This is a genomic window from Sphingopyxis sp. L1A2A (assembly GCF_005502465.1).
Lineage (GTDB): Bacteria > Pseudomonadota > Alphaproteobacteria > Sphingomonadales > Sphingomonadaceae > Sphingopyxis.
Genome location: NZ_SCOT01000003.1, coordinates 215,728 through 233,821 on the forward strand (window position 1 = coordinate 215,728; position 18,094 = coordinate 233,821).

At 62.9% G+C, this 18,094-nt stretch carries 19 protein-coding genes; 1 reads left to right on the forward strand and 18 read right to left on the reverse strand.

Annotated features, from left to right (window positions below; genetic code table 11):
* Positions 1–2 precede the first annotated feature (2 nt).
* The 17 genes from FFS68_RS03650 to FFS68_RS03730 form a co-directional block, all read right to left on the reverse strand.
* Positions 3–806 (reverse strand): biotin--[acetyl-CoA-carboxylase] ligase, encoded by an 804-nt coding sequence (locus FFS68_RS03650; protein WP_137751944.1) that lies wholly within the window; start codon positions 804–806, stop codon positions 3–5.
* Entirely contained in the window at positions 728–2,161 is a 1,434-nt protein-coding gene (gene nuoN / locus FFS68_RS03655) for an NADH-quinone oxidoreductase subunit NuoN (RefSeq protein WP_137751945.1), read from the reverse strand. The genes FFS68_RS03650 and nuoN overlap by 79 nt, the downstream gene beginning before the upstream one ends.
* Complete coding sequence (locus FFS68_RS03660; RefSeq protein WP_137751946.1) at positions 2,158–3,711, reverse strand: NADH-quinone oxidoreductase subunit M; 1,554 nt, start codon at positions 3,709–3,711, stop codon at positions 2,158–2,160. The genes nuoN and FFS68_RS03660 overlap by 4 nt, the downstream gene beginning before the upstream one ends.
* Entirely contained in the window at positions 3,708–5,756 is a 2,049-nt protein-coding gene (gene nuoL, locus FFS68_RS03665; protein ID WP_137751947.1) for an NADH-quinone oxidoreductase subunit L, read from the reverse strand. Before nuoL ends, FFS68_RS03660 begins: the two co-directional genes overlap by 4 nt.
* 4 nt (positions 5,757–5,760) lie before the next feature.
* The gene (nuoK, locus tag FFS68_RS03670; RefSeq protein ID WP_053554267.1) at positions 5,761–6,066 is read right to left on the reverse strand and encodes an NADH-quinone oxidoreductase subunit NuoK; all 306 of its coding nucleotides are present in this window, start codon (positions 6,064–6,066) and stop codon (positions 5,761–5,763) included.
* Positions 6,067–6,181: 115 nt separating this feature from the next.
* The gene (locus FFS68_RS03680) at positions 6,182–6,793 is read right to left on the reverse strand and encodes an NADH-quinone oxidoreductase subunit J (protein ID WP_137751948.1); all 612 of its coding nucleotides are present in this window, start codon (positions 6,791–6,793) and stop codon (positions 6,182–6,184) included.
* Positions 6,794–6,805: 12 nt separating this feature from the next.
* Positions 6,806–7,294 (reverse strand): NADH-quinone oxidoreductase subunit NuoI, encoded by a 489-nt coding sequence (gene nuoI / locus FFS68_RS03685; RefSeq protein WP_137751949.1) that lies wholly within the window; start codon positions 7,292–7,294, stop codon positions 6,806–6,808.
* Positions 7,291–8,340 carry an NADH-quinone oxidoreductase subunit NuoH gene (nuoH, locus tag FFS68_RS03690; protein WP_137751950.1) on the reverse strand — a complete coding sequence of 350 codons (1,050 nt, stop codon included), beginning with the start codon at positions 8,338–8,340 and terminating at the stop codon, positions 7,291–7,293. The genes nuoI and nuoH overlap by 4 nt, the downstream gene beginning before the upstream one ends.
* Positions 8,337–8,477, reverse strand: a complete 141-nt coding sequence (locus FFS68_RS17795; protein ID WP_171003735.1) for a hypothetical protein — start codon at positions 8,475–8,477, stop codon at positions 8,337–8,339. Before FFS68_RS17795 ends, nuoH begins: the two co-directional genes overlap by 4 nt.
* Entirely contained in the window at positions 8,474–10,486 is a 2,013-nt protein-coding gene (gene nuoG / locus FFS68_RS03695; protein WP_137751951.1) for an NADH-quinone oxidoreductase subunit NuoG, read from the reverse strand. The genes FFS68_RS17795 and nuoG overlap by 4 nt, the downstream gene beginning before the upstream one ends.
* A 2-nt stretch (positions 10,487–10,488) precedes the next feature.
* The gene (locus FFS68_RS03700; protein WP_137751952.1) at positions 10,489–11,178 is read right to left on the reverse strand and encodes a hypothetical protein; all 690 of its coding nucleotides are present in this window, start codon (positions 11,176–11,178) and stop codon (positions 10,489–10,491) included.
* A gap of 11 nt (positions 11,179–11,189) precedes the next feature.
* Positions 11,190–12,482 (reverse strand): NADH-quinone oxidoreductase subunit NuoF, encoded by a 1,293-nt coding sequence (gene nuoF / locus FFS68_RS03705; RefSeq protein WP_137751953.1) that lies wholly within the window; start codon positions 12,480–12,482, stop codon positions 11,190–11,192.
* Positions 12,483–12,618: 136 nt separating this feature from the next.
* The gene (locus tag FFS68_RS03710) at positions 12,619–13,287 is read right to left on the reverse strand and encodes an NAD(P)H-dependent oxidoreductase subunit E (protein ID WP_137751954.1); all 669 of its coding nucleotides are present in this window, start codon (positions 13,285–13,287) and stop codon (positions 12,619–12,621) included.
* The gene (locus FFS68_RS03715) at positions 13,287–14,504 is read right to left on the reverse strand and encodes an NADH-quinone oxidoreductase subunit D (RefSeq protein ID WP_171003738.1); all 1,218 of its coding nucleotides are present in this window, start codon (positions 14,502–14,504) and stop codon (positions 13,287–13,289) included. Before FFS68_RS03715 ends, FFS68_RS03710 begins: the two co-directional genes overlap by 1 nt.
* Positions 14,505–14,539: 35 nt before the next feature.
* Positions 14,540–15,436 (reverse strand): NADH-quinone oxidoreductase subunit C, encoded by an 897-nt coding sequence (locus FFS68_RS03720; RefSeq protein WP_137751956.1) that lies wholly within the window; start codon positions 15,434–15,436, stop codon positions 14,540–14,542.
* Positions 15,436–15,969: an NADH-quinone oxidoreductase subunit B gene (locus tag FFS68_RS03725; RefSeq protein ID WP_137751978.1), complete on the reverse strand. Its 534-nt coding sequence runs from the start codon at positions 15,967–15,969 to the stop codon at positions 15,436–15,438. Before FFS68_RS03725 ends, FFS68_RS03720 begins: the two co-directional genes overlap by 1 nt.
* Before the next feature lie 29 nt (positions 15,970–15,998).
* Entirely contained in the window at positions 15,999–16,373 is a 375-nt protein-coding gene (locus FFS68_RS03730; protein ID WP_137751957.1) for an NADH-quinone oxidoreductase subunit A, read from the reverse strand.
* Positions 16,374–16,603: 230 nt separating this feature from the next.
* Here FFS68_RS03730 and FFS68_RS03735 point away from each other — a divergent pair, with 230 nt between their 5' ends.
* Positions 16,604–17,086 (forward strand): YbjN domain-containing protein, encoded by a 483-nt coding sequence (locus tag FFS68_RS03735; protein ID WP_137751958.1) that lies wholly within the window; start codon positions 16,604–16,606, stop codon positions 17,084–17,086.
* Between the two features lie 137 nt (positions 17,087–17,223).
* Here the strand turns inward: FFS68_RS03735 and FFS68_RS03740 are convergent, their stop codons facing one another.
* A complete protein-coding gene (locus FFS68_RS03740) occupies positions 17,224–18,042 on the reverse strand; it encodes an inositol monophosphatase family protein (protein WP_137751959.1) in 819 nt (272 codons plus the stop codon).
* Positions 18,043–18,094 lie beyond the last annotated feature (52 nt).

Consider the following 18,094-nt stretch of genomic DNA (forward strand, 5'->3'; position numbering starts at 1 on the left):
TTCTATCTCCCCTCTTCGACCGGGCGGCGCAATTCGACATCGCCGGCGTGTACCAGCATGGTCTCGCCGCCACCCAGGCGCAAGCGCAGCGCACCGTCCTCGGCCAGGCCATCGAATGTCCCGTCGATGGCCTGTTCGGACACATGCAGCGGCGTGCCGAGCGGATGCGCCAGCGGCAGCCAGGCGCGCACGATGCTCGCCACGCCTTCCTGCCGCCACGTCCACAGCGCGTCGATCATCGCGATGCCCAGCGCCCCGGCGAAATGATCGCGGTCGAGCGCGACACCTTTGTCCATCAGCGTTGCGGTCGGTCGATCGGGCAGATCAGGTGCGGCGACCAGATTGACGCCGATGCCGATCACCACCGAATTGCCGGTGCGCTCCATCAAGATGCCCGCGCATTTCGCGCCGCCCACCAACAGGTCGTTCGGCCATTTCAGCTGCGCGTCGATGTGCGGTGCGAGCGCGGCGACGGTCTTGGCCAGCGCCACCCCGGCGACCAGCGCCAGCGTCGCCGGTGACGGGTCGCCAATTGTCAGGTGAACGACGGTCGAGCCCATGAAATTGCCCTGCCCGTCGTTCCAGCCGCGCCCCAGACGGCCGCGCCCGGCGGTCTGGCGGTCAGCGATCAGCCAATGGCCTTCACCGACATGCTCACCGCTGGCCAGCCGCGCCAGCAGGTCGGCGTTGGTCGAACCTGTCTGCGCTATCCGCTCGATCGGCGGGATCAGAACAGCACCGCGGCGGCGCTGGCCGAAACCACCGCCAGCACCGGAATGAACAGATAGCCGATGACCGACAGCCACAGCGCGCTGGCCGTGATCACCGCATCCTCGACAATCGCACCGCCGCCGGCGGGGATTTCGGTGTCCGATTTATCGTCGAAATACATCGTCTTGATGATCGCGATATAATAGAAAGCCCCGATCACCGACGCGACGATCCCGGCGACCGCCAGCGGCACCAAATTGGCGTTCACTGCGGCCTCGAACACCAGATATTTCGGCCAGAATCCGAACAGCGGCGGGATGCCCGCCAGGCTGAACAGGAACACCGCCATCGCCGCGGCTAGGCCCGGGCGGCGCTGCGACAGCCCCGCAAGCGCCGGGATGCTCTCGATCTGGTTGCCATCAGCATCGCGCAATTGCAGCACCACCAGGAAGGCGCCGAGCGTGGTGACGACATAGACGAGCAGATAGGTCAAAACCCCCTCGACCCCTTGCTGCGTTCCCGCTGCAAGGCCGACGAGCATGAAGCCGACATTGTTGATCGACGAATAAGCGAGCAGGCGCTTGATATTCTTCTGCCCGATCGCGCCGACCGCGCCGAGGATGATCGAGGCGAGCGCGAGGAAAATGATGATCTGTTGCCACGCGCCGACCGCGGGCCCCATCGCGTCGATGACGACGCGCGTCATCAGCGCCATCGCCGCCACTTTCGGCGCGCTGGCAAAGAAGGTCGTCACCGGGGTCGGCGCGCCTTCATAAACGTCGGGGGTCCACATGTGGAACGGCACCGCGCTGATCTTGAAACCAAGCCCCGCGAGCACGAACACGATGCCGAAAATCAGCCCGATATTGAGCTCGCCGCCCATTACCTTTGCGATCCCGGCAAAATCGGTGGTGCCGGTAAAGCCGTAGAGCAGCGAGATGCCGTAAAGCAGCATGCCCGACGCAAGCGCGCCGAGGACGAAATATTTGAGCCCCGCTTCGGTCGAGCGTTCGTCGGTCCGCATGAAGCTGGCGAGGACATAGGCTGCCAGGCTGTTGAGTTCGAGCCCGACATACAGTGTCATCAGATCGCGCGACGACGCCATGATGCCCATGCCGAGCGCGGCAAACAGGATCAGCACCGGATATTCGGCGCGCATGCCGCCGTTGAAAAAGCGCGGCGCGATGATGATGCAGATAAAGCTGGCGGCATAGATCAGCAGCTTGGCAAAGCCGCCGAAACTATCGACCGACAATGTGCCGGAAAAAACCGTCGTTTCGATACCGAACAACGCGACGACGGATGCCGCGGCCGCGGCCAGCGTCAGCAGCGCGCTGAGCTGGTAAAGGCCGACTTGCCGGTCGCCCATGAAAGTGCCGAGCATCAGCGTGATGAGCCCACCGATCGTCAGGATCAGTTCGGGCCAGATGAGCGCGAGATCGGCGGTCATTGGACGCCTCCCGCATGGCTCGATCCATGGGCGGTTTCACCATGGGCCTTGGCCGCCTTTGGTTTGCCGGCGGCGAGATGGGCATCGCCCGCGGGCTTGGCCGGCGCCAGCCGCGCGACAACCGTCGTCACATCGCCGCGCATCGGGGCAAGGAAACTTTCGGGATAAACGCCCATCCACAACGCCACGGCGGCCAGCGGCACCATGATCGTCCATTCGCGCGCGTTGAGGTCGGGCATCGCCTTTACATCGTCCTTGGTCAGTTCGCCGAACACGACGCGGCGGTAGAGGTAGAGCATGTACGCGGCACCCAGGATGATCCCGGTGGTGCACACGAAAGCAACCCAGCTCGACGCTTCATAAATGCCCGCCAGGCTCAGGAATTCGCCGACGAAACCGCTGGTCCCCGGCAAACCGATCGACGCCATAGTGAACAGCATGAAGAACAAAGCATAGGCCGGCATGTTGACCGCCAGCCCGCCGTAGCGGTCGATCTCGCGCGTGTGGAGCCGGTCATAGATCACGCCAACGCAGAAGAAGAGTGCGGCCGACACGACCCCATGGCTGAGCATGATGATCAACGCGCCCTCGATGCCCTGCTGGTTGAACGCGAAGAGGCCCGCGGTGACGATCGCCATATGCGCGACTGACGAGTAAGCGATCAGCTTCTTCATGTCGCTCTGCGCCAGTGCGACAAGGCTGGTGTAGACCACCGCGATCATCGACAGGCCGAACACGATCCACATCAGCTGCGCTGACGCGTCGGGGAACATCGGCATCATGAAGCGGATGAAGCCATAAGCGCCGAGCTTCAGCAGCACGCCCGCCAGGATCATCGACCCTGCGGTCGGCGCCTGCACGTGCGCGTCGGGAAGCCAGGTGTGGACCGGCCACATCGGCATCTTGACCGCAAGGCTGGCAAAAAAGGCGAGCCACAGCCACGTCTGCATTTCGACCGGGAAGTCGTAGTTGAGCAGCGTCGGGATGTCGGTGGTCCCCGCTTCGGCGATCATCGCGATCATCGCGACCAGCATCAGCACCGACCCGAGCAGCGTGTAGAGGAAGAATTTATACGCCGCATATTTGCGGTTCGCGCCGCCCCAGATGCCGATGATGAAGTACATCGGGATCAATCCGGCTTCAAAGAAGATGTAGAACAGCAGCAGATCCTGCGCGCAGAACACGCCGATCATGATCGTTTCCATGATCAGGAACATTGCCATGTAGAGCCCGACGCGCTGCTTGATCGCGTCCCAGCTGGCCAGGATGCAGAGCGGCATCAGGAACACGCTGAGCATGATCAGCATCAGCGCCATGCCGTCGATGCCGAGCGCCCAGCTGAACCGCCCGAACAGGTCGGCGCGTTCGGTGAACTGCCACTGCGGCCCGCCGATGTCGAACTGCGCCCACATCACACAGCCAAGGACGAAGGTGACCAGCGTCGCGCCGAGCGCGACCCAGCGTGCCATCTTGTCGCCCACGAACAGGCAGGCGATGGCGGCGACCGCGGGGACCGCCAGCATCAGCGGAAGGATCGGAAAGCCGCTCACAGGAACTTCACCATGGCCCAGCTGGCGAGGCCGACAAGCCCGAGCAGCATCACAAACGCATATCCATAAACATAACCCGATTGCAGCCGCACCGCGAGCCGCGTGCCCCCCTGAACGAGCGCCGCCATGCCATCGGGACCGAAACGGTCGATGGTCTGCTCATCACCGCGCTTCCAGAAGAAGCGGCCGATCGCGAACGCCGGTTTGACGAAGAGGATGTTGTACAGCTCGTCGAAATACCATTTGTTGAACAGGAACTGGTGGAGCAGCTTGAACTGCGCCACGAAGCGCGCCGGCAGCGTCGTGTTGCGGATATAGCTGTTCCACGCCAGGAACAGCCCGATCGCCATCACCGTGAACGGCGTCCATTTCACCCACAACGGCACTTCATGCGCGGCGTGCATCAGATGTTCGTCGAACGCGATACTGCCGTTCCAGAACGCCAGCCCCTCTTCGGGGTAGATGAACGGGTGGTGGAAGGCGATACCCGCGAACACCGCGCCGACCGACAGCAGGATCAGCGGGATCAGCATCGTGACCGGGCTTTCGTGCGGCTTATAGCCCGCGGTGCCATCGCCGTGCGTGTCGTGGTGGTGCACATGCGCATGATCGTCGGCCGAATGCTCGTCCGAGGGATCTTCATGCTCGCCATGAACAGCGTGCTGGATATGCTCGCTCTGTTCCCAGCGCGCCTTGCCGTGGAAGGTCAGGAAGACAAGGCGCCACGAATAGAAGCTGGTGAGGAAGGCGACAAAAATGCCTACCCAGAAAGCCACCACGCCGCCGCCGCCGCTCGCGAAAGCGGCCTCTAGGATGCCGTCCTTTGAATAGAAGCCGGCAAAACCCGCGACGCCCGCGATACCGACGCCGGTGATCGCCAGCGTGCCGAGCATCATCGCCCAATAGGTGATCGGGATCTGTTTCCTTAAGCCGCCATAATAACGCATGTCCTGCTCGTGATGCATCGCATGGATGACCGAGCCGGCGCCGAGGAACAGCAGCGCCTTGAAGAAAGCGTGCGTGAACAGGTGGAACATCGCGGCGCCATAAGCGCCCGCGCCCGCAGCGAAGAACATGTAACCGAGCTGCGAACAGGTCGAGTAAGCGATGACGCGCTTGATGTCCCACTGTGTCGTCGCGACGGTCGCGGCGAAGAAGCAGGTCGCAGCGCCGACGAACATCACGACGCCCTGCGCGACGTCGCTGGTTTCAAACATCGGCGACAGGCGGCACACCATGAAGACGCCCGCGGTGACCATCGTCGCAGCGTGGATCAACGCCGACACCGGGGTCGGGCCTTCCATAGCGTCGGGAAGCCAAGTGTGCAGGCCCAGCTGCGCCGACTTGCCCATCGCGCCGATGAACAGCAGCAGGCAGAGGATCGTCATCGTGTCGAGACGCATCCCCATGAAGCTGATCGTCGAACCCGCCATGCCCGGTGCGGCGGCGAGTATCTCGGGAATCGAGACGGTGCCGAACACCAGGAAGGTGCCGAAGATGCCGAGCATGAAGCCAAGGTCGCCGACGCGGTTGACGACGAACGCCTTGATCGCCGCGGCGTTGGCGCTCGGCTTTTTGTACCAGAAGCCGATGAGCAGGTACGACGCGAGACCGACGCCTTCCCAGCCGAAGAACATCTGGACCAAATTGTTCGCGGTCACGAGCATCAGCATCGCGAAGGTGAAGAGCGAGAGATAGGCAAAGAAACGCGGCTGATCCGGGTCTTCCTCCATATAGCCCCAGCTATAGAGGTGGACGAGCGCCGACACCGTCGTAATCACGACGAGCATCACCGCGGTCAGCGCATCGACGCGCAGTTCCCAGTTGAACTGGAGCGCCCCCGACGACACCCAATGCAGCACCGGCGTCACGCCCGCTTCGCCGCTGCCGGTCACGAACGACAGAAAGATCGGCCAGCTCAGCGCACAGCTGGTGAACAGCGCGCCGGTGGTGATGAGCTTGGCCGCAAAGGGGCCGATGGCCCGCTGGCCCAGCCCTGCGACAAGCGCCGCGAGCAGCGGCAGGAAAACGATCGCCTGAATCACCGGCTTACCCCTTCATCCGGTTGGCGTCATCGACCGCAATGGTGCCGCGGCCGCGGAAATAAATCACAAGAATGGCGAGCCCGATCGCGGCTTCGCCCGCCGCCACCGTCAGCACGAACATCGCAAACACCTGCCCGACAAGATCACCAAGCGCCGCGCTGAACGCGACGAGGTTGATGTTCACCGCCAGCAAAATCAGCTCGATCGCCATCAGGATGACGATGATATTCTTGCGGTTGATGAAGATGCCGAGCACACCGAGCGTGAACAGCACCGCCGAAACGGCGAGATAATGGCCGACCGAAATCATGCCTGAACTCCATTTCCGTTCGTGTCGAGCGAAGTCGAGACACCGTGAAGGCCTGACCGAACGATGGGCATCTCGACTGCGCTCGATGCGAACGGGTTGGGGGTGAGCAGCGAAATCACAATTCCATCCCCTGCCCGACGCCCGGATCGACAAGCCGCGTCGCATCCTGCGGCCGGCGCTGGTTCTGCAACGAGATATTCTGGGTGCGCACCCCGCCGCGCTGGCGATGTGTCAGCACGATCGCGCCGATCATCGCCACCAGCAACACGATCCCCGCCGCTTCGAACAGGAAGATGTAGCGCGTGTAGAGCAGTTCGCCGATCTGCTGGATATTGCTCTTGTCGCTGACGACCGGCGCGGCGCGCGCGGCCAAGTCGACCCCGCCCGCGCTCCACGCACCGACCGCGAAGATCAGTTCAGCCGCCAGGATAATCGCGACGAGCGCACCGAGCGGCAGATAGCGCACGAAACCGGCGCGCAGCTCGGCGAAATCGATGTTGAGCATCATCACGACGAACAGGAACAGCACCGCGACCGCACCGACATAAACGATGACGAGCAGCATCGCGATGAACTCGGCCCCCGCGAGCAGCATCAGCCCCGCCGCGTTGAAGAAGGCGAGGATCAGCCACATGACGCTGTGGACCGGGTTGCGCGCGAAAATCACCATCGCGGCCGACGCAATGACGACGGTCGCGAACAGGTAAAAGGCGGTGAGTTGGATCATATGCGCGCGCCCTTATCGATAGGGCGCGTCGGCGGCAAGATTTGCCGCGATCGCGCGTTCCCATTTGTCGCCATTGGCGAGCAGCTTGGCCTTGTCATACAATAGTTCTTCGCGCGTTTCGGTCGCATATTCAAAGTTCGGCCCCTCGACCACCGCATCGACCGGGCACGCTTCCTGACAGAAGCCACAGTAAATGCACTTGGTCATGTCGATGTCGTAACGCGTCGTGCGGCGCGAGCCGTCCTCGCGCGGCTCGGCCTCGATCGTGATCGCCTGCGCCGGGCACACCGCCTCGCACAGCTTGCACGCGATACAGCGTTCCTCGCCGTTCGGATACCGGCGCAGCGCATGCTCGCCGCGGAAACGCGGCGACAGCGGGTTCTTCTCGAACGGATAGTTGATCGTCGCCTTGGGCTTGAAGAAATATTTGAGCGTCAGCCAATGGGCTTTGACGAACTCCCACAGCGTGAAGGATTTGATGAGATGGGCGATGGTGGTCATGAATACCTCGTCAGCATCAGATAGCCGGAGATCAGGAAGATCCAGATCAGCGAGATCGGCAGGAACACCTTCCAGCCCAGCCGCATCAGCTGGTCATAGCGGTACCGCGGCACGGTCGCCTTGACCCAGCTGAACACGAAGAAGAAGAACAGGATCTTGCCGAACAGCCACACCCAGCCCGGAATGTCGAACCACGGGATCAGGTCGATATTCAGCGGCGGCAGCCAGCCGCCCCAGAACAGCACCGCGTTGAGCGTGCACATCAGCAGCACATTGGCATATTCGCCGAGCCAGAACAGCGCGAAGGCCATCGACGAATATTCGGTCTGATACCCCGCGACGAGCTCCGATTCTGCTTCGGTCAGATCGAACGGCGCGCGCGCGGTTTCGGCAAGCGACGAGATCAGGAACATCACCGCGAGCGGAAAGAGCAGCAGGTTAAAGCCGAACGCGTTGACGAAGCCGAGCCCATGGCCCTGCTGCGCCTTGACGATCTCGTTCATGTTGAAGCTGTCGGCAAAGAGCACGACACCGATCAGGATGAACCCGATCGAGACTTCATAGCTGATCATCTGCGCCGAGGCGCGCATCGCCGAAAAGAAGGGATATTTCGAGTTCGACGCCCAGCCCGACAGGATCACGCCATAGACGCCGAGCGACGAGATCGCGAGGATGTAGAGCAATCCGACATTGATGTCGGCGAGCACCGCGCCCGAATTGAACGGGATCACCGCCCACGCCATCAATGCGACGGTGAAGGTGATGATCGGCGCGATCAGGAACAGCCCGCGGTTCGCGCCGGTCGGGATGATCGTTTCCTGCAGGAACACTTTCAGCCCGTCGGCAAAACTCTGCAGCAGGCCGAAGGGGCCGACGACGTTCGGACCGCGGCGCAGCGCGATCGCCGCCCAGATCTTGCGGTCGGCATAAATGATCATCGCGACGCTGAGCATCAGCGGCAGCGCGATCAGCAGGATGCCCGCGATCGTCGCGACACCCCACGCCCAAGTCGGGTCCATGCCCCAGGAGATGAAGGTCTCGGTCATTTCCCTGCCCCGTCCTGGTTCCGCCAGCCATTGTGCGGCCCGGGCTTCTCGGACTTGTTGCGCGGATTAAAGCCGCGCCACACCGCAAAGCTCATCCCGGCCAGCATGACGCTGGCGATTGCATGTACCGGGGTCATTCCGCGGCCTCCGCATAGTCACCGCCATGGAGGATTTCGTCCGAGCAGCGCTGCATCGTCGGCGACGCGCGGCAGATGGCGTTGGTGAGGTAGAAATCCTTGATCGGCGACGGGATCGCGCGCGCTTCGGGCTTGGCGGGCAGCTTGGGAGCCGACCAGCCGTAGTCGGCAAGACCTTCGACCCCAAGCGCGGGCACCGCCGCGACCATCGCGGCGCGGCACGCAGCGAAGCTGTCGAAGCCAAGCGACACGCCGAGCGTATCGGCGAGGGCGCGGAAAATGCTCCAATCCTCGCGCGCGTCGCCCGGTGCGAACACCGCCTTTTCGCTGCGCTGGACGCGGCCCTCGGTGTTGACGGTGGTGAAGTCCTTTTCGGGCCATGCGGCCGCGGGCAGGATGACGTCGGCGGCGTGTGCCCCCTTGTCGCCATGGTGGCCGACATAGACCTTCAGCGTCTTGGAAAAACCGGTGAAGTCGACCTCGTCGGCACCGAGGAAGAAGGCCAGCTTGGGCTTGGCCGCGACAATGTCCTTGATGCCGCCGGGCTGTGCATAGCCGAGCATCAGCCCGCCCATGCGGCTCGCCGCCATATGAACGACCGAAAAGCCGTTCCAGCCATCCTTGACCGCGTTCACCGATTTGGCGAGCGCCAGCGCCGCACCATGGACACCGGGAACCGCAAGGCCACCACCGCCAACGATGATCAGCGGGCGTTCGGCACCCTTGAGCGCGTCGAGCGCCGCGGCGGGTAGCTTGGCGACGAGCGAGGCGTCGTCGCCGAGCCATGACACCTTGTACGTCTGGTCCTTCTCGGGACCGATCGCAAAGACCTTCGCACCCTTTTTCCACACCGCTTTGCGGATGCGCGTGTTGATCAGCGGCGCTTCCCAGCGCAGGTTCGTGCCGACGAGCAGAATCACGTCGGCATTTTCGGCCTCGGCGATGGTCGTGTTGAAATTGACCGCCGACAGGCTGGTGACATCATAGTCGAGCCCGGTCTGGCGTCCCTCAAGCAAAGTCGAGCCGAGCGCATTGACCAGTGCCTTGGCAGCAAACATCGTCTCGCAGTCGGCCATGTCGCCCGCGATCGCCGCGACCGACTTGCCCGCCTTCACGGCCTTGATCGCGTCGAACGCCTCAGCCCAGCTAGCTTCGACCAGCTGGCCGTCGCGGCGCACAAAAGGCCGGTCGAGGCGGCGGCGGGTCAGGCCGTCGACATGGTGGCGCGTCTTGTCGCTCGCCCATTCCTCGTTCACATCGTCGTTGATCCGCGGCAGCACGCGGAGAACCTGACGCCCGCGCGCGTCGATCCGGACATTGGTGCCGACCGCGTCCATCATGTCGATGCCCAGCGTCTTGGTCAGCTCCCACGGCCGCGCTTCGAACGCATAGGGTTTGCTGGTCAGCGCCCCGACGGGGCAGAGGTCGACGACATTGCCCGACAGCTCGCTCGCCACCGCGCGCTCCAGATACGAGGTGATCTGCATATTCTCGCCGCGCCCGATCGCGCCGATATCTTCGACCCCGGCGACTTCCTCGGCAAAGCGGACACAGCGCGTGCATTGGATGCAGCGGGTCATCACGGTCTTGACGATCGGGCCCATATATTTCTCGGTCACCGCGCGCTTGTTTTCGTCATAGCGTGTCGCGCCGCGGCCATAGGCGATGCTCTGGTCCTGCAAGTCGCACTCGCCGCCCTGATCGCAGATCGGGCAGTCGAGCGGGTGGTTGATGAGCAGGAACTCCATCACCCCTTCGCGCGCTTTCTTCACCATCGGGCTGTCGGTCTTGATGATCTGCCCCTCGGCGGTCGGCAGCGCGCACGACGCCTGCGGCTTCGGCGGCCCGGGCGCGACTTCGACCAGGCACATGCGGCAATTGCCGGCGATGCTCAGGCGTTCATGATAGCAGAAACGCGGAATTTCCTTCCCCGCCAGCTCGCACGCCTGCAGAACGGTCGCGCCCTGCGGAACGTCGATTTCTACGCCATCTACGGTTACTTTAGGCATGATCAATCCTCGACTGCCGCAGCGGGCTGACTGGCGTTGGCCGACAGACGATAAAGCGCCTCGCCGATTACGCCGCGGAATATGGCTTTAGAAAAGGTCACCGTGGACCCTTGCACGATGCAGGACGACATTGATGGCACGATCTTATCGAAGGCGGCGTCTTCGCCATTGCTCGCGACCATGCTGAGCACTAGCGTGCGGGAGGCTTCTGGCGATTTCCGAACGGTGCAATCCGCCAGTTTGCGAAGAGTAATCTTCGGCCCTGCGGGGCTATATGCATCAGCCTCACTCCCCACCGCATAGTCGATCGCCGGGACCGCGCTAAAATCCAGCGCCCCCACCTTCTGGAACCTCTTTCGATACAAAACGTCGTAAATCCCGCCCCGAAACAACGACTCGCTAAACTGCATCTCGCCGGTCGAAAGGCACTCATCCACAGATAATTTGTTCGCCATCTCGCGAGCTTGCGTGGAGCCCGGGAATGTAACGAGATAGGCGTCGACCCGCGCGCGCCATCTATCAACCACGCATTCGGCATACCGATACATGGCGAGACGGCTGCGATCGTCCTTGCTCATCCCAACATGATCCGGAATCTGCGCCGGCGACGGCCCGATACGGGTGCCTGTATTTTGCGCGTGGGCAGCCGCCACGGTTGCAAGCGCGCCAATCGGGACCACAATCAAGATCATTGATCTGAGAATCACTCCGCCGCCTCCAGCACGCCGCCATTGTCGCGGATGCGGCGTTCGATTTCGGGGCGGAAATGCTTGATCAGCCCCTGGATCGGCCACGCCGCGGCATCGCCGAGCGCGCAGATGGTGTGGCCTTCGATCTGCTTGGTGACATCGTACAGCGTGTCGATCTCGCTGATGTCGGCGTCGCCGGTGCGCAGCCGTTCCATCACGCGCCACATCCAGCCGGTGCCTTCGCGGCACGGGGTGCACTGGCCGCAGCTTTCATGCTTGTAGAAGTAACTGATGCGGCTGATCGCCTGAACGACGTCGGTCGATTTATCCATGACGATCGCAGCCGCGGTGCCAAGCCCCGACCCGACGGCTTTCAGCCCGTCGAAGTCCATCGGCGCGTCCATGATCTCGGCCGCCGGAACCAGCGGCACCGACGAGCCGCCGGGGATCACCGCGAGCAAATTGTCCCAGCCGCCGCGGATGCCGCCGCAATGCCGGTCGATCAGTTCGCGGAAGGGGATGCTCATCTCTTCCTCGACGACGCACGGCGTGTTGACGTGGCCCGAAATCTGGAAAAGCTTGGTGCCCTTGTTATTCTCGCGCCCGAAGGAGGAGAACCAGGGCGCGCCGCGGCGCAGGATCGTCGGGACGACCGCGATGCTTTCGACATTGTTGACCGTCGTCGGGCAACCATAAAGCCCCGCGCCCGCCGGGAACGGCGGCTTCAGCCGAGGCTGGCCCTTCTTGCCCTCCAGGCTCTCGATCATCGCGGTTTCTTCGCCGCAGATATAGGCGCCGGCGCCGCGGTGGACGAAGACGTCGAAGTCGTAACCCGACTTCGCCGCATTCTTACCGAGCAGGCCGGCGTCATACGCCTCCTGCACCGCCGCGAACAAAGTCTCCGCCTCGCGGATGAACTCGCCGCGGATGTAGATGTAAGCGGCACGCGCGCGCATCGCGAAGCCCGCGATCAGCGCGCCTTCGATCAGCTTGTGCGGATCGTGGCGAATGATCTCGCGGTCCTTGCACGAACCCGGTTCGGATTCGTCGGCGTTGATGACGAGGAAGCTCGGGCGATCGGCGCGCGGCTCCTTGGGCATGAACGACCATTTCAGGCCCGTCGGGAAGCCCGCGCCGCCGCGGCCGCGCAGGCCCGACGCCTTGATCTCTTCGATGATCGCGTCCTGGCCGCGCTTCATCAGATCCCTGGTATTGTCCCAATCCCCGCGCATCTGCGCCGATTTGAGGTTCCACGGCTGGAAGCCGTAGAGGTTGGTGAAGATGCGATCCTTGTCGTGGAGGCTCATGCGCCTTCCCCCAATTTCGTCATTGCGAGCGCAGCGAAGCAATCTCCAGCGCACAGGTCAGACGCAGCGCCAAAGACGATAGCTGGAGATCGCCGCGTCGCTGCGCTTCTCGCGATGACGGTGAATGGCGGCATGCTCACCACTCCTTCCGATAGTCATGGTTGACCTTGACCATCTCTTTCAACGTCGTCGGCCCGCCTTCGGGCTCGCTCGTATGCCGACCCGCAATCTGCGTCCCCGCCTTCGGCGTCTCGCCCGCGGCGAGCGCGTCGAGGATCGCGGCCATGCGGTCGAAATCAAGGTCTTCGTAATTATCGTCGTTGATCTGGACCATCGGCGCGTTGGTGCAGGTGCCCATGCACTCGACCTCGGTCAGCGTGAACAGCCCGTCGGGGGTCGTCTTGCCCTTGGTCATGCCGCGATTCTTGCACGCGGCCATGACATCGTCCGACCCGCGCAGCAGGCACGGCGTCGTGCCGCACACCTGGACATGATAGCGGCCGACCGGCGCCAGATTATACATGGTGTAAAAGGACGCGACCTCATAGGCGCGCATGAACGGCATATCGAGCTGCGCCGCGACATATTCGATCACCGGCACGGGCAGCCAGCCCTGCGTCTGCGTCTCGGCACCGACCTGCCGCTGCGCAAGGTCGAGCAGCGGCATCACCGCCGAACGCTGGCGCCCTGCGGGATAGCGCGCGATGACGGTCTTTGCCTTTTCGGCATTTTCGGCGCTCCAGGCGAACGCGCCCCAGCGCGCGCGGGTTTCGGCTTCGTCGGGGATTTGGGGTGCGTCGGCCATTATCGGTCACACTCTCCGAAAACGACGTCAATGGCGCCGATAATTGCAGTGGTGTCGGCGAGCATGTGGCCCTTCGACATCATGTCCATCGCCTGAAGGTGGCTGAACGCCGTCGGACGAATCTTGCAGCGGTACGGCTTGTTGGTGCCGTCGCTGACCAGATAGACGCCGAACTCGCCCTTCGGGCTTTCGGTCGCGACATAGACTTCGCCCGCGGGGACGTGGAAGCCCTCGGTATAGAGCTTGAAGTGATGGATCAGCGATTCCATCGACTGCTTCATCTCGCCGCGCTTCGGCGGGACGACCTTGCGGTCGAGGCTGGCGATCGGGCCGGTCGGCATGTCGCGCAGGCACTGCTTGATGATCTTCGCCGACTGATAGACTTCCTCGACGCGGACCATGAAGCGGTCGTAGCAGTCGCCGCGGGTGCCGACGGGAATGTCGAATTCCATCGCCGCATAGGCGTCATAGGGCTGCGACTTGCGCAAATCCCATGCGATGCCGCTGCCGCGGATCATCGGGCCGGAGAAGCCCCATGCCAGCGCGTCTTCCTTGCTAACCGTCGCAATATCGACGTTGCGCTGTTTGAAGATGCGGTTGTCGATGACCAGGCTCATCGCGTCGCCGAACAATTCGGGCAGCCGCTTTTCGCACCATTCGCCGATGTCGACCAGCAGCTTTTCGGGGATATCCTGATGGACGCCGCCGGGGCGGAAATAGGCCGAGTGCATGCGCGCCCCCGACGCGCGCTCAAAGAAGTTGAGGCAATCTTCGCGCAGCTCGAACACCCACAAATTCGGGGTCATCGCGCCGACGTCCATGACGTGGCTGCCGATGTTGAGCATGTGATTGCAGATGCGCGTCAGCTCGGCGAACAGGACGCGCAGATATTGGGCGCGCGCCGGGACTTCGAGGTCGAGCAGCTTCTCGATGGCCAGCACGTATGAGTGCTCCATACCGAGCGGCGAACAATAGTCGAGCCGGTCGAAATAGGGCAAAGCCTGCAAATAGGTCTTATACTCGATCAGCTTTTCGGTGCCGCGGTGGAGCAGCCCGACGTGGGGATCGACGCGCTCGATGATCTCACCGTCGAGTTCCATCACCATGCGCAGCACGCCGTGCGCCGCGGGATGCTGCGGGCCGAAGTTGATCGTATAGTTGGTGACCGCCTGATCGCCCGCGGTGTTCGCGGTGTCGATCGGATAGCCCGCGAACATGTCGCTGCCGTGGTGCTTGACCTCAGGAGCATCGGTCATGCGTCGCCTCCCTTAGGCTTGCGCGGCGCGCGCGGCTTGGCCGGCGCCTTTTCGGCCTTTTTCGTCGCCGGACTCTTCGCCTTCGCGGCGGTCGTCGCCTTCGCGCCGTCGCGGCTCGTCTTGGCCGCAGCCTTGTTGGCCTTGGCCCCTGCGCCCGTCTGCGCCGGGCTGTCGGTCGTCTTCGGGGTTGGCGGCGGCGCGGCCTTGGCCTTGCCGTCGTCCTGCTTGACCTCTTTGGCGGTCATCGGGGTCGGCGCACCCTTGCCCGGCGCTTCGCCCGTGCCGCCGGCCTTTTCATCGCCCGGGAGCACATAATCGGCGCCTTCCCATGGGCTAAGGAAGTCGAAATTGCGGAAATCCTGCGCCAGCTTCACCGGCTCGTACACGACGCGCTTGTCCTCTTCGCTGTAACGCAGCTCGATATAGCCGGTCAGCGGGAAATCCTTGCGCTGCGGATGCCCCTGGAACCCATAGTCGGTCAGGATGCGGCGGAGGTCAGGATTGCCCGCGAACAGCACCCCATACATGTCGAACACTTCGCGTTCGAGCCAGCCGGCGTTCGGCCACACCGGGACGATCGTTGGCACCGGGGTCGCCTCGTCGGTCGACACCCGGACGCGCAGGCGGTGGTTCCGCGTCACGCTGAGCAGATGATAGACGACCTCGAACCGCTCGGCGCGGTCGGGGTAATCGACCCCGGCGATCTCCATCATCTGCTGATATTCTAGGTTGTCGCGCAGCGCGATCATCACCCCGGCGATCGCATCGCGATCCACGGTGATGCTGTCTTCATCGGCAGCAAAATCATGCGCCAGCAGGTCGGTGCCAAGCAGTTTTTTCAGCTCAGCCGCGAGGGTTGCGCGCGGCGCGATCAGGGGAGCGGCGTGGGCCATCAGCGTTCGATCGTCCCGGTGCGGCGGATTTTCCGCTGCAACTGCATCACGCCATAAAGCAGCGCCTCGGCGGTCGGCGGACAGCCGGGGACATAGATGTCCACCGGCACGATGCGGTCACAGCCGCGCACCACCGAATAGCTGTAGTGATAATAGCCGCCGCCATTGGCGCAGCTGCCCATCGAAATGACATATTTCGGGTTCGACATCTGGTCGTAAACGCGGCGCAGCGCGGGCGCCATCTTGTTGCACAGCGTGCCGGCGACGATCATCACGTCCGACTGGCGCGGGCTGGCGCGCGGCGCGACGCCGAACCGTTCCATGTCATAGCGCGGCATGTTGACGTGGATCATTTCGACCGCGCAGCACGCGAGGCCAAAGGTCATCCACCACAGCGAGCCGGTGCGCGCCCAGTTGAACAGATCCTCGGTCGAGGTGACGAGAAAACCCTTGTCGCCGACCTCGCTGTTGAGATCGTCGAAATAGGACATGTCGGGGTTCGTCCCCGGAGCGACAGGGCTTGCAACCGGCATCTGGCCGGGCGGCAGGATGATCGAGCTGCTCATTCCCAGTCCAACGCCCCTTTCTTCCATGCATAAACAAGGCCGATCGCGAGTTCGGCGAGGAATATCATCATCGTGGCCCAACCCGCCCAGCCGATTTCTTCCAGGCTGACCGCCCAGGGAAACAGAAATGCCGCTTCGAGGTCGAAAATGATGAACAGGATCGCGACGAGATAGAAGCGCACGTCGAACTGGCTGCGCGCATCCTCGAACGCCGGGAAGCCGCATTCATATTCGGTCAGTTTCGCCGGGTCGGGCTGGTGCGCACCGGTCAGTCGCGCCACGCCCATCGGCAGGAACACGAACGCCGAAGACAACCCGACCGCAATGACCAGGAATATCAGGATCGGCAGATATTGCGTCAGATCGACCATGGGAGCTCGCAGTCTTGTTTTGAGGTGTTTGACACCCGTTTATGCGGGCGCTTTAGGCCAGCGCGCCGCGCCTCGCAAGCACCGCGGGCATGATTTTCACCGCCCAAGCGAGCAAAAGCACAAAGGGTGCTGGCGACAGCGCCTATCGCTGTGATACGCCACCGGAAAAGGGGAGCAATGCTGCGCTTCTGGAGCGCAGTTTCGCCAGCGTTTCAAATAGGGGGAGTTTCATGAGATCATTTGCCACGCGTGCCGCCTTTGCTTTTGGCGCATCCACCCTGTTGCCAGCAGCGCCCGTCCACGCCGAACTGGTCAACGCCACCAATCCGGCGACGATCGAGGCGATCGTCGAGTCGCAAGGTTGGCCAGCGACGATCGTCGCCAAGCCCGGCGACGACCCCTATATCGAAAGCAATCGCAACGACCTCAAATTCCTCGTCCTGTTCATGAACTGCACCGACGGCAAGAATTGCAAGACGCTGCAATATTATATGGGATTCAACGACGCCAAGGACGTGTCGCTCGAAAAGCTCAACCAGTGGAACAAGGACAAGCGCTTTGCGCGCGCCTATCGCGACAATGAAGGCGACCCGGTGCTGGAAATGGACGTCGACCTCGATTTCGCGGGCATCCCGCGCGAAAATGTCGGGGAGACCTTCAACACCTGGGCCACGCTGATGGACAGTTTTCGCGAGTTTATTTTCGAGAAGTAAGGCGTATCAGCCTCAAAGTTTTACGTCATTGCGAGCGAAGAGAAGCAATCCAGAGCGGCCTACGCTACTCTGGATTGCTTCGCTTCGGTCGCAATGACGAGATCATTTGACGTTTGCGCTGTCTGCGCCAAACGGTCTCAGGCGTTGCGCAGCGCGCCCGCGACGAGTTTCTGCAGCTTTGAATGCACCGCAGCGCTGCCCGCGATGAACTCGCTGCGCTCGATCGCGCGGTCGCCGCCGCGGAAATCGCTGACGAAGCCGCCGGCTTCGCGGACCAGCAACATGCCCGCGGCGACGTCCCAGACCTTGAGGTCGCTTTCCCAGAAGCCGTCGTAGCGCCCCGCCGCGACCCAGGCGAGGTCGAGGCTGGCAGCGCCAAAACGGCGGATACCGGCAACTTCGGGGGCGACCGCACCAAAAATGCGGCTCCACTGCGCCATATTGCCATGGCCCATATAGGGAATACCGGTCGAAATCAGACATTCGTTGAGGTGGCGCCGCGACGCCACGCGCAGGCGCCGGTCGTGCAGCCACGCCCCGCGGCCGCGCTCGGCCCAATAGCTTTCGTCGGTGACCGGCTGATAGATCAGGCACGAGGTCACGTCGCCCCAGCCGCCGCCGATCTTGGGTTCCTGCACCGCGATCGAAATCGCGAAATGCGGGATGGCGTGGAGGAAGTTCGAGGTGCCGTCGAGCGGATCGATGATGAAGCGCGGCTTGCCCGGATCACCCTCGATCACCCCGCCCTCTTCGAGCACAAAGCCCCAGCCCGGACGGTCGCGGCCCAGTTCGTCATACAGGGTGCGTTCGGCGGCCTGGTCGGCCTTCGACACGAAATCGGCGGGGCCTTTCTGCGATACCTGCAGATGTTCGATCTCGCCGAAGTCGCGGCGCAGCTTGGTCCCCGCCTTGCGCGCGGCGCGTTCCATGACGGTGATGATGCCGGATAGGGCCATGAATTTTCTCCCCCCTCCCGCTTGCGGGAGGGGTCGGGGGTGGGCAGAAACA

Excerpts from the sequence above, each read along its gene's own strand:
- nuoN (WP_137751945.1), bottom strand. The coding sequence starts at position 2,161 with ATGACCGCCGATCTCGCGCTCATCTGGCCCGAACTGATCCTGACGATC.
- nuoH (WP_137751950.1), bottom strand. The coding sequence starts at position 8,340 with ATGACCGAGACCTTCATCTCCTGGGGCATGGACCCGACTTGGGCGTGG.
- nuoF (WP_137751953.1), bottom strand. The coding sequence starts at position 12,482 with ATGAGCCTCCACGACAAGGATCGCATCTTCACCAACCTCTACGGCTTC.
- FFS68_RS03740 (WP_137751959.1), bottom strand. The coding sequence starts at position 18,042 with ATGGCCCTATCCGGCATCATCACCGTCATGGAACGCGCCGCGCGCAAG.
- FFS68_RS03680 (WP_137751948.1), bottom strand. The coding sequence starts at position 6,793 with ATGATCCAACTCACCGCCTTTTACCTGTTCGCGACCGTCGTCATTGCG.
- FFS68_RS03725 (WP_137751978.1), bottom strand. The coding sequence starts at position 15,969 with ATGCCGGTTGCAAGCCCTGTCGCTCCGGGGACGAACCCCGACATGTCC.
- nuoG (WP_137751951.1), bottom strand. The coding sequence starts at position 10,486 with ATGCCTAAAGTAACCGTAGATGGCGTAGAAATCGACGTTCCGCAGGGC.
- nuoI (WP_137751949.1), bottom strand. The coding sequence starts at position 7,294 with ATGACCACCATCGCCCATCTCATCAAATCCTTCACGCTGTGGGAGTTC.
- FFS68_RS03720 (WP_137751956.1), bottom strand. The coding sequence starts at position 15,436 with ATGGCCCACGCCGCTCCCCTGATCGCGCCGCGCGCAACCCTCGCGGCT.
- FFS68_RS03730 (WP_137751957.1), bottom strand. The coding sequence starts at position 16,373 with ATGGTCGATCTGACGCAATATCTGCCGATCCTGATATTCCTGGTCATT.
- FFS68_RS03700 (WP_137751952.1), bottom strand. The coding sequence starts at position 11,178 with ATGATCTTGATTGTGGTCCCGATTGGCGCGCTTGCAACCGTGGCGGCT.
- FFS68_RS03715 (WP_171003738.1), bottom strand. The coding sequence starts at position 14,504 with ATGTTCGCGGGCTATCCGATCGACACCGCGAACACCGCGGGCGATCAG.
- FFS68_RS03735 (WP_137751958.1), top strand. The coding sequence starts at position 16,604 with ATGAGATCATTTGCCACGCGTGCCGCCTTTGCTTTTGGCGCATCCACC.
- nuoK (WP_053554267.1), bottom strand. The coding sequence starts at position 6,066 with ATGATTTCGGTCGGCCATTATCTCGCCGTTTCGGCGGTGCTGTTCACG.
- FFS68_RS03710 (WP_137751954.1), bottom strand. The coding sequence starts at position 13,287 with ATGGCCGACGCACCCCAAATCCCCGACGAAGCCGAAACCCGCGCGCGC.
- FFS68_RS17795 (WP_171003735.1), bottom strand. The coding sequence starts at position 8,477 with ATGACCCCGGTACATGCAATCGCCAGCGTCATGCTGGCCGGGATGAGC.